The sequence below is a fragment of the Actinomadura logoneensis genome (assembly GCF_003428695.1).
GTDB classification, from domain to species: Bacteria; Actinomycetota; Actinomycetes; order Streptosporangiales; family Streptosporangiaceae; genus Spirillospora; species Spirillospora logoneensis.
This window is the reverse complement of record NZ_QURH01000611.1, coordinates 1-2,194: the sequence shown is the minus strand read 5'-3', so window position 1 is coordinate 2,194 and position 2,194 is coordinate 1. Positions and strand designations below refer to the sequence as shown.

The window sequence follows — 2,194 nt, the reverse complement described above, 5'->3', positions numbered from 1 at the left end:
GGCGGGGCCGCCATGGCCGGCCCCGCGCCGAGGGCGGCGGCTCCGAACGCGGTGCCGGTGGCCAGGCCGGCGGCCAGGGCGCGGCGGCGGGAGATCTGGTGGGACCTCGTTCACCTCCGAGGGTAACGAGACAAGACGTCTCGTTTCCGAGGAGGCTAGGCCCGGCGCGGGCCCCCGTCAAGACGAGTCGTCTCGTTTCCTATAGGCTCCCTGGTCATGACCACCGAACCGGCGAACCCGCGCTACCGGAACGAGCGCTCCCACAAGGCGATCCTCGAAGCCGCGCTGAAACTGTGCCTGGAGCAGGGATTCGCCAGGACGAGCATGGACGCGATCGCCCGGGAAGCCGGGGTGGGCAAGCAGACGATCTACCGGTGGTGGCCGTCCAAGGCGGCGGTGCTGGTCGAGGCGATCGACCGGCAGAGCGCGCCGGCCACCCGGGTCGCCGACACCGGTGACGTCCGCGCCGACCTGCGCGAACAGATGGTCGCCGTCGCGCAGTACTTCAGCTCCACGCAGTCCACGACCTACCGGGAGGTCATCGGCGCCGCGCAGTCCGACCCGGCGGCGGGGCGGGCCGTCCTGGACACCCTGGTCGGCCCGCGCGTCCAGGACTGCCGGCGCCGGCTGGAGCGGGCGCAGCGGGAAGGGCAGATCCGCTCCGACGCCGCACTGGACGACGTCGTCGAACTCCTCTACGCACCGCTCTACTACCGCCTGCTGCTGGGGACCCGTCCGACCTCGCCCGAGCAGGTCGACGCCATCCTGGACGTGGTGTTCGACGGCCTCCGCCCGCGAGACCCGGACGCCTCGTCCACGGACGGCTGACCTCTCGCCGAGCCCGTCGGCAGCGCTTGCCCCGCGGCGTCAGGTCGAGGACGCCGAATCCCGCGGAGGACTCTGCGGCGGACGTCGGCGGCGGCGGTGGCTGGTGTCGCAGAACGGCTGCGTGCGGCTGCGGCGGCACGTGCACAGGGCCACCATGAAGCGGTCGGACGTCGCGGTCGTGCCGTCCGGGAGCTGGACCTCGACGGGGCCCTCCACCAGGACCGGGCCCTCGGGGTCGACGATCACGCGGCGGCGGTCAGTCCGCGGTTCGGGTGCGGTCGGCACGGATCACCACCAGTTCCTCCTCGGCGTCGTGCGTGGCGAGCAGGCCCTGGCGGCGCAAGGCCTCGGCGCGGGCGCGCATGACCGGCCCGAAGGGCACCCGGCGGCGCGCGACGACCGACGCCTTCAGGCCGCCCTCGCGCAGCGACGCGAGCGTGCGGTCCACGCCGCACAGCGCCGAATGGACGAGCATCAGCATGCCACCGGGGACCAGATGCCCGGGAGCGTGCGCGCAGATGCGATCCAGCAGGTCGCGGCCGTCGGGACCTGCGTCCCACGCGCGGGCGCTGCCGCGCGCGACGCGCGGCAGGCCGGGCGCGGGCACGTAGGGCGGGTTGGCCAGGATCACGTCGAACCGCTCCCCCGCCACCGGGTCCAGCAGGTCGCCGCGGAACACGCGGACGGGCAGGCCGCGCAGCCACGCGTTCGCGCGCGTCGCGAGGACGGCGCGGCGCGACACGTCCACGGCCGTCACCCGGCCCGCGCCGTTGCGCAGCGCCGCCATGGCGACCGCTCCCGTCCCGGTGCACACGTCCAGGACACGCGCCCCGGGCGGCACCGCGGCCCTGCGGAGGGACTCCTCCAGCAGGAAGGTGTCCCCCTGGGGGCGGTATACGCCGGGCAGCCTCAGCAGCATCACGAGGCTCGGGGTACCCGGCCCCCCTACCTCAAAACATCCGTCAAGATCATGGACCGCGGGCCGGAATGCCTCACGCCACCTTCGGACTTCCCGATCCGCCATGATCGGCGTCTGACCAGGCCGCCCGGCGCGACCCGGGCGCTTTCCGCTCTTTCGGCGGGCGGCGTTTCCCGTCGAGTCGCCACGGATTTCCAACATCGCCGCAAAACGCGGGGAATTTACTTGTGAGCGCTTTCCTGGGTGCCGCATTCGGTTTTTTTCCGGCCGCCCATTTCAGTTTCGCGCTGAGACGGCGGCGGGTTACTGGTGCCGGTCCTCCTCGGTGGGCTGGGACCGCCACGTCCTCCACACCGACGCCGATACAGGGACCGGCGTCGGTCATGGACACGGGCACGCAGGCTGCGGGGAAGAGCCGTGCCGCCGGACGGTCTCTGACCGTCCGGC

The 2,194-nt window shown here is 73.1% G+C and carries 3 protein-coding genes; 1 reads left to right on the top strand and 2 read right to left on the bottom strand.

Going from position 1 to position 2,194, the window contains the following annotated elements:
* The first annotated feature begins 216 nt into the window (after positions 1 to 216).
* A complete protein-coding gene (locus DZF91_RS24660) occupies positions 217 to 828 on the top strand; it encodes a TetR/AcrR family transcriptional regulator (protein ID WP_117359652.1) in 612 nt (203 codons plus the stop codon).
* Positions 829 to 867: 39 nt separating this feature from the next.
* Here the strand turns inward: DZF91_RS24660 and DZF91_RS24655 are convergent, their stop codons facing one another.
* Both DZF91_RS24655 and DZF91_RS24650 read right to left on the bottom strand, forming a co-directional pair.
* Entirely contained in the window at positions 868 to 1,113 is a 246-nt protein-coding gene (locus DZF91_RS24655) for a CDGSH iron-sulfur domain-containing protein (RefSeq protein WP_117359651.1), read from the bottom strand.
* Complete coding sequence (locus DZF91_RS24650; RefSeq protein ID WP_117359650.1) at positions 1,085 to 1,747, bottom strand: HemK2/MTQ2 family protein methyltransferase; 663 nt, start codon at positions 1,745 to 1,747, stop codon at positions 1,085 to 1,087. Before DZF91_RS24650 ends, DZF91_RS24655 begins: the two co-directional genes overlap by 29 nt.
* Positions 1,748 to 2,194 lie beyond the last annotated feature (447 nt).

Coding starts and splice junctions, on each gene's coding strand:
- DZF91_RS24650 (WP_117359650.1), bottom strand. CDS start 1,747: ATGCTGCTGAGGCTGCCCGGCGTATACCGCCCCCAGGGGGACACCTTC.
- DZF91_RS24660 (WP_117359652.1), top strand. CDS start 217: ATGACCACCGAACCGGCGAACCCGCGCTACCGGAACGAGCGCTCCCAC.